Here is a 7,317-nt window from a genome sequence, read left to right as displayed (position 1 = left end):
AAGGTGGCTGCCCATCCTTGACACACACATTCCCCATGTGAGCAATCCATAGTGCCGCAAGCGGAGGAATGGATTGCTTCGTCGCTAGGCTCCTCGCAATGACGCGGTGAGGTCGGTGGCTTTGCCCTTCACTGCAGTGCCATGCCCGAGGTCGCGATCACCTTCGTCAGCTTGTCGTGGTCGGCCTTCATCAATGCGGCGAGTTCGGCCAGCGGCATCGGCTTGCCCGGGATGTTGGCAACCGCGAGCTGGCGCTGCACGTCCGGGTTTTGCAGCGCCTTGTTTATGCCGTCATTGATCTTTGCGACGATGGGATCAGGCGTGCCGGCCTGAACATAGATGCCGTACCACGGCACGTAGGTGGCTTCCGGGAATCCGGCTTCCGCTATCGTCGGCACGTCCGGCAGGTCGGCGACGCGCTTGTCGGTCATCACGGCGAGCGGCTTCACGCTGCCGGCCTTGATGTGCGGCAGAGCGAGCTCAAGCGAGACGATCTCGAAATGCATCAAATTCGTCATCAAATCGAGCAGGGCCTGCGGCTGGCCCTTGTAGCCGACATTGGTGAGCTTGATATTGGCCGCCTGAAACAGTTTCTGCGCGCTCAGATCGATCGATGATCCGGTGCCGGGGTTGCCGAAATTCAGTTCGCCCGGCTTCTTGCGCGCGATCTCGACGAATTCCTTGACGGTGCCGGCGGGCATCGAGGGATGGACCAGTGCGACACTTTGATTCCAGACGGCCAGCCCGACGCATCTGAGATCCCTGAGCGCATCCCAGCCGGCGTCCTTGTACAGCGTCGGATTGACCAGCGCGGCCGGTCCCGTGACGAGCCAGGTGTAGCCGTCGGGCTCGCTGCGCGCGACCGAGGCGGTGCCGATATTGCTGTTGCCGCCGGGCCTTGCCTCGATGACGACAGTGCTCTTCCAGTCGCGGCCGACCTGTTCGGTCACCGCGCGCGCAACGATGTCGACGATGCCGCCGGCGGGGTAGGGCACGACGATCCGGATCGGACGGTTCGGATAATTGCTCTGCGCCTGCGCGGCATGAGGCAGCAGCATGGCCGCCCCCCAGGCGATGCCCATGGCGAAGCCCAGCGCGGTTCTGATCCGGCTCATTCTTCCCTCCCCATATGTCGCGCATCGGTCGAGCGATGCACCTTCTCTGCCCCTCTTGCGGGGGTGTTTCAGTCGCTGGCCACCAGCGAGCGGATGCTGCGCGCCAGGCCGAGCATGCGCGGACCGCATTCGCGTTCGATCTGCTCGGCATTGAAGCGGAACGAGGGAATGCCGCAATTGACGGAAAGGCAGTCGCCCGACGGCGTACGGTACAGCGGCGCCGCAACGCCAAAGATCTCTCGCCGCCAGTCGCCGAGCGAAATCGCAAAGCCGCGCTCCTTGCACAGCTCGATATCGGGCAGCGTACGCGCCTTCACATAGTCAGCTTCTTCCGGACGCTCGGCCTTTACCTTTGCCACGTAATCGTCGAGCTCCTGTCTGGTGAAGAGCGACAGCAGGGCGCGGCCGACGGCGGTTGGCGCCAGCGAGCCGGCAAAGCCGACGTCAGGCAAATGTGCCACCGCATCGGTGGTGCGCAACGTCTCGACATAGATGAAGTCGAGCCCGAACGGCATCGCGATCGAAACGGTGCCGCCGGTATAGGCGGCGAAGTCGCGCATCAGCGGGCGCGCCAGTTGCCGCACCTTCAGCGCCGACAGCACCGGATAGGCCGCGGCGAGGATGCCGAGCCCGAGCTGGAAGCGTCCCTTGGTATCGCGCTTGAGATAGCCGAGCTGCTCCAGCGTGTAGGTCAGCCGAGACACCGTCGGCCGCGACAGGCCGGTATGCAGCGCCAGTTCGGCGTTCGACAGCGAGCCGCTATGATTGCGGAAAGCGGCGAGTACGTCGAGCCCATGCGCCAGCGTGGTCGCAAAGGAGGGATCGCCGTGGTCCTCGGGGGACCGGGATTTCTGCGGATCGGTGCTGGACAGGACTGCCATGAACCGAAGTTGACCATTATTCCCTAATTATGTCAATATATCGAAATGAATTCGCATATTGTTTCGATATGCGATTTCGTTCGCGAAAAGCACGGGGAGCCGGTATGAATTTCGATCTGTCCGAGCGATCGGAAGCCTGGCGGGTGAAGCTGCAGGCGTTCTTCGACGGCGAGGTATTGCCGCGCCATCGCGCCTGGCTCGATCATGCCGCCAAGGGCGAAGCCGCGCCGTTCATGGAGGATCTGCAGCGCAAGGCGCGCGCGGCGGGCCTGTGGAATCTCGGTCTTCCCGAACTTGCCGAAGGCGAGCCGGGCACGCGGCTTTCCAATCTCGAATACGCGCCGCTGGCGGAAATCATGGGCCGGCTGTTCTGGGCGCCGGAGGCCTTCAACTGTCAGGCGCCCGACGTGCCCAACATGATCGCGCTGCAGAACTGCTCGACGCCGGAGCAGAAGGCGCGCTGGCTGCATCCGCTGCTGGAAGCGAAGACGCGTTCGGCATTCGGCATGACGGAGCCGGATGTCGCTTCTTCCGACGCGACGAACATTGCCACCCGCATGGTGCGCGACGGCGACGACTACGTCATCAATGGACGGAAGTGGTTCATCACCGGCGCGGCGCATCCGAAATGCAGCTTCCTGATCGTGATGGGCGTGACTGATTCAGGCGCGGATCGCACCAGCCGGCATTCCTGCATCATCGTGCCGATGGCGACGCCGGGCGTTCGCCTGGTGCGGCGGCTGCGCTGGATGGGGTGCGAGGATCACGTCGCCCCGATCGGCGAACTCAGCTTCGACAATGTGCGGGTGCCGCGCGAGAACCTGCTTGGCGCCGAGGGCGAGGGCTTCAAGGTCGCGCAAGTCCGGCTCGGGCCGGCGCGCATCCACCATTGCATGCGCTCGATCGGGCTGTGCGAGCTGTTGATCGAATTGATGATGGTGCGGTCGTCGGAACGCACCGCCTTCGGCCGCACGGTGATGCAATACGACACCGTGCAGCGCTGGATTGCCGAATCCCGCGTCGAGCTCGAACAGGCGCGCCTGTTGACCTACCGCTGCGCCTGGATGCTCGACCGGGCCGGTCATCACGGCGCCTGGCGCGACGTCTCCCTGATCAAGGTCGCGGTGCCGGCGATGCTGCAGCGGATCGCCGACCGCGCCATGCAGGTGTTCGGCGCCATGGGCGGCTCCGACGACACTCCGATCCATCAGGCGCTGGCCTGGGGACGCCTGCTGCGCATCGGCGACGGCCCCGACGAGGTGCACCTGCGGCAAATCTTCCGCATGGAATCGATGCCGTCCTGGTCGATTGCAGGCTCGCCATATCTGTCCGCCCATCCATCCTGAACGGTGGTAATGACGGGCATTCCGCAATTTCTGAAAGGCGCTCCGGATGACAATGACCGAACCAGCCCCGACGTCGCAGGGTCCTGCGATCGACAAGGAACGGCTGCGGCAAAAATATCTGGAGGAGCGCAACAAGCGGCTGCGTCCTGACGGCAACGACCAGTATCTGCGCGTGGCAGGCCAGCTCGCGCATTATCTCGACGACCCCTATACGCCGGTCACGCCGCGCCAGCCGAAGACCGATCACGTCACCTTCGCCTTCATCGGCGGCGGCTTTGCCGGACTTGTCACATCAGCGCGGCTTGTGGAAGCCGGCGTGAAGGACGTTCGCGTGATCGAGAAGGGCGGCGACTTCGGCGGCACCTGGTACTGGAATCGCTATCCCGGCGCGCAATGCGATACCGCCTCGATGGTCTACATGCCGCTGCTCGAGGAAACCGGCCACATGCCGTCGGAGAAATACGCGCATGCGCCGGAGATCCTCGCGCACTGCCAACGCATCGGCCGGCAATACGGCCTCTATGACAACGCGCTGTTTCACACCGAGGTGGTAAGCCTCGACTGGGATGAAGCTGAAACGCGCTGGCGCATCCGCACCAACAGAGGCGATGACTTCACCGCGGAGTTCGTCGGGATGGGCACCGGACCGCTGCATGTGCCGAAGCTACCCGGCATTCCCGGCATCGAGTCCTTCAAGGGGCATTCGTTCCATACCAGCCGCTGGGATTACGATTACACCGGCGGCAATCCGTCCGGCGCGCTGATGGAAAAGCTCGCGGACAAGCGCGTCGGCGTCATCGGCACCGGCGCCACGTCCGTGCAGTGTGTGCCGCATCTCGCCCGTGCCTGCAGGGATCTCTACGTCTTCCAGCGCACGCCCTCCTCGGTCGACGTCAGGGCCAATGCGCCGATCGATCGGGAGTGGTTCGCCGGGATCGCGACGCCCGGCTGGCAGCAGCGCTGGCTGGAGAACTTTACGGCGAACCAGGCCGGCGGCTCCGCGGAAGAGGATCTGGTGCAGGACGGCTGGACCGACCTGTCGCGGCGCATCCGCGCCAGGATCATGGATCTGCCGCGCGAGCAGCGAACCCCACCGAATATGCTGGCGGCGTTCGAGGATTCCGACTTCGAGAAGATGGAGGAAATCCGCGCGCGGGTCGACAGCATCGTGCAGGACCGTGAAGCGGCGACAAAGCTCAAGGCCTGGTATCGCCAGCTCTGCAAGCGGCCGTGCTTCCACGATTCCTATCTGCAGGCATTCAACACCCCTGGCACGCATCTGATCGATACCGACGGCAAGGGCGTCGAGCGCATCACCGAAAACGGCGTCGTGGTCGCGGGCAAGGAGTATGCGCTCGATTGCATCATCTACGCGTCTGGCTTCGAGGTCGGCACCGAATACAAGCGGCGGGCGGGCTTCGACCTCGTCGGCCGCGGCGGCGCCAAGCTGTCGGACTATTGGGCATCGGGCATGCGCAGCAAGCACGGCGTTCACGTCCACGGCTTCCCGAACGCGTTCTTCGTGCAGCCGGCGCAGGGCGCCAATCTCATCTCCAACGTCCCGCACAATCTCACCGACGCCGCGAAGACGATCGCGTTGCTGGTGCGGCATGCGCGGGCGAACGGCTTCAAGGAAATCGAGGTCAGCAAGCAAGCCGAGGATCAATGGGTCGAGCTGCTGTTGACCGGCGCCGGCCGCATGATCGGCTCGCCGGATTGCACGCCCGGCTACTACAACAATGAAGGGCGCGAGCCGGGCCCGGCCGCCAAGCTCAACGTCGGCCATCCCGCAGGGGCCATGGCCTACTTCAAATATATCGAGGGCTGGCGCAGCAGCGGCCAGTTCGAGGGGATCGCGTTCCGCCAGGGCCGAATTTCTGAAGGTCAGTTTGAGTTGCGAGGAGGGAAACAGCCATGAGCCAATCAGCCACGATCGAAGCAACGGAATCTCCGAAGGACGCGACCGCTTCCGTCATCGCGCAGCATGCGGCGACGCTGAAGGCGTTGCCATTTGCCGACACGCGCGATTTCGATGATGCCGCGCGCGGCTTTCTTGGCACGGTGGAGAACGCGAAGATCACGTCGCCGCAGGGCAGGACGGTCTGGAGCCTCGAGGCCTACGGCTTCCTGTCGGCGGAAGCGGCGCCGCCGACGGTCGATCCCAGCCTGTGGCGGCAGTCGCGCCTCAACATGCATCACGGCCTGTTCGAGGTCGTGCCCGGCGTCTATCAGGTGCGCGGGCTCGACATCGCCAACATGACGCTGATCGAGGGCGACCGCGGCGTGATCGTGGTGGATACGCTGACCTCGATCGAGGGCGCGCGGGCCGCGATGGAGCTGTATTTCCAGCACCGCGGCAAGCGGCCGGTCACCGCCGTCATCTTCACTCACACCCACACCGACCATTGGGGCGGCGCGCGCGGCGTGCTTGACGATGCGGCGCTCGCCGGCGGCACGGTGCCGGTCATCGCGCCCAATCTGTTCATGGAGCACGCGGTTTCCGAAAACATCATCGCTGGCCCCGCGATGCTGCGGCGCGCGCAATATCAGTTCGGGCCGTTCCTCGCCAAGGGCGTGCGCGGGCAGGTGGATTGCGGGCTGGGCAAGACCATGGCGGCGGGGGCGGTCGCGCTGGTGCGCCCGACCGACCTGATCATCGCGACCGGCGACCGGCGGACCATCGACGGCGTCGAGTTCGAATTCCAGATGGCGCCGAACAGCGAAGCGCCGGCGGAGATGCATTTCTTCGTCGACCGCTACAGACTGCTCAATCTCGCGGAAAACTGCACGCATAATTTCCACAATCTGCTGCCGTTCCGCGGCGCCGATGTGCGCGACGCGCTGGCGTGGTCGAAATATCTCGGCGAAGCCCTGCAGATGTGGGGCGGCAAGGCGGATGCGATGTGCGGCCAGCATCACTGGCCGGTCTGGGGCCAGGAGCGCATCGACACCATGATCCGCCAGCAGCGCGACCTCTACAAGTTCGCGCATGACCAGACCATCCGCCTGATGAACCACGGCCTGACCGCAACCGAGATCGCGGAAACCATCCGCCTGCCTGCGAGCCTCGAGGGCGCTTGGCACGGCCGCGGCTACTACGGCCATATCAGGCACAATGTGAAGGCGATCTACCAGAAATATCTCGGCTGGTATGACGCCAATCCCGTCAACCTCGATCCCTTGCCGCCGGTGGAATCAGGCAAGAAATATGTCGAGTACATGGGCGGGGCGGACGCGATCCTCGCCCGGGCCCGCGCGGATTTTGCCAAGGGCGAATTCCGCTTCGTGGCGCAAGCGGTGAGCCATCTGGTGTTCGCCGAGCCCGACAACCAGGCGGCGCGCGCCATGCTCGCCGACACCTTCGAGCAGCTCGGCTATGCCTCTGAAAGTTCGACCTGGCGCAACGCCTATCTGTTCGGCGCGCAGGAATTGCGCCATGGCATGCCGAAGGCGCCGCCGCGCGCCGCCATGCCGCGCGAGACGCTGGCGGCGCTGCGTACCGAACAGCTCTGGGACGTGCTCGGCGTCCGCCTCAACGGCACCAAGGCCGAAGGCAAGCGCATCGTCTTGAACTGGAATTTCACCGACACCGGCGAGACCTTCGTGCTCAATCTGGAAAATTGCGCGCTGACTTACGTCGCCGGCGCGCAAGATGCGGACGCCCACGCCGGCTTCACGCTGCCGCGCGGCGTGCTCGATGAAGTGATCGCCAAGCTGACGACATTCCCCGATGCGGTCGGTGCCGGCAAGATCATGGTCAGCGGCGATCCGATGCGGCTCGGCGAACTGATGATGCTGATGGACGAGTTTCCGCGGATGTTCGAGATCGTCGAGCCGAAGCGGACGGCGGTGAGTTGAGGGATCGTCATTCCGGGGCGCGCGAAAGCGCGAACCCGGAATCTCGAGATTTCCCAGTGCGCAATTGCGCACCTGAGGTCTGGTCCTGACGGACCATCCCGGAATGACCGTGGCCTT

At 64.5% G+C, this 7,317-nt stretch carries 5 protein-coding genes; 3 read left to right on the top strand and 2 right to left on the bottom strand.

Annotation, left to right across the window (positions count from 1 at the left end):
• Positions 1 to 128: 128 nt before the first annotated feature.
• Positions 129 to 1,115 carry a Bug family tripartite tricarboxylate transporter substrate binding protein gene (locus V7E26_RS18530; RefSeq protein WP_324418655.1) on the bottom strand — a complete coding sequence of 329 codons (987 nt, stop codon included), beginning with the start codon at positions 1,113 to 1,115 and terminating at the stop codon, positions 129 to 131.
• Positions 1,116 to 1,183: 68 nt separating this feature from the next.
• Complete coding sequence (locus tag V7E26_RS18525) at positions 1,184 to 1,996, bottom strand: IclR family transcriptional regulator (protein ID WP_324418653.1); 813 nt, start codon at positions 1,994 to 1,996, stop codon at positions 1,184 to 1,186.
• Between the two features lie 104 nt (positions 1,997 to 2,100).
• On the opposite strand from V7E26_RS18525, the gene V7E26_RS18520 reads away from it, so the two are divergent.
• Genes V7E26_RS18520 through V7E26_RS18510 form a run of 3 tightly spaced genes read left to right on the top strand, consistent with a single transcriptional unit; the run spans position 2,101 to position 7,200 of the window.
• Positions 2,101 to 3,342 (top strand): acyl-CoA dehydrogenase family protein, encoded by a 1,242-nt coding sequence (locus tag V7E26_RS18520; RefSeq protein WP_324418651.1) that lies wholly within the window; start codon positions 2,101 to 2,103, stop codon positions 3,340 to 3,342.
• Positions 3,343 to 3,388: 46 nt separating this feature from the next.
• The gene (locus V7E26_RS18515) at positions 3,389 to 5,260 is read left to right on the top strand and encodes a flavin-containing monooxygenase (protein WP_324418649.1); all 1,872 of its coding nucleotides are present in this window, start codon (positions 3,389 to 3,391) and stop codon (positions 5,258 to 5,260) included.
• Positions 5,257 to 7,200, top strand: a complete 1,944-nt coding sequence (locus V7E26_RS18510) for an alkyl/aryl-sulfatase (RefSeq protein ID WP_324418647.1) — start codon at positions 5,257 to 5,259, stop codon at positions 7,198 to 7,200. The genes V7E26_RS18515 and V7E26_RS18510 overlap by 4 nt, the downstream gene beginning before the upstream one ends.
• Positions 7,201 to 7,317 lie beyond the last annotated feature (117 nt).

Source organism: Bradyrhizobium sp. (genome assembly GCF_036735945.1).
Lineage (GTDB): Bacteria > Pseudomonadota > Alphaproteobacteria > Rhizobiales > Xanthobacteraceae > Bradyrhizobium.
Note: the sequence above shows the minus strand (reverse complement) of the source record. Positions and strands in the feature narration are given on the sequence as shown.

Bases quoted from the DNA above. Each gene is read 5' to 3' on its own strand.
- V7E26_RS18520 (WP_324418651.1), top strand. From the start codon at position 2,101: ATGAATTTCGATCTGTCCGAGCGATCGGAAGCCTGGCGGGTGAAGCTG.
- V7E26_RS18515 (WP_324418649.1), top strand. From the start codon at position 3,389: ATGACAATGACCGAACCAGCCCCGACGTCGCAGGGTCCTGCGATCGAC.
- V7E26_RS18525 (WP_324418653.1), bottom strand. From the start codon at position 1,996: ATGGCAGTCCTGTCCAGCACCGATCCGCAGAAATCCCGGTCCCCCGAG.
- V7E26_RS18530 (WP_324418655.1), bottom strand. From the start codon at position 1,115: ATGAGCCGGATCAGAACCGCGCTGGGCTTCGCCATGGGCATCGCCTGG.
- V7E26_RS18510 (WP_324418647.1), top strand. From the start codon at position 5,257: ATGAGCCAATCAGCCACGATCGAAGCAACGGAATCTCCGAAGGACGCG.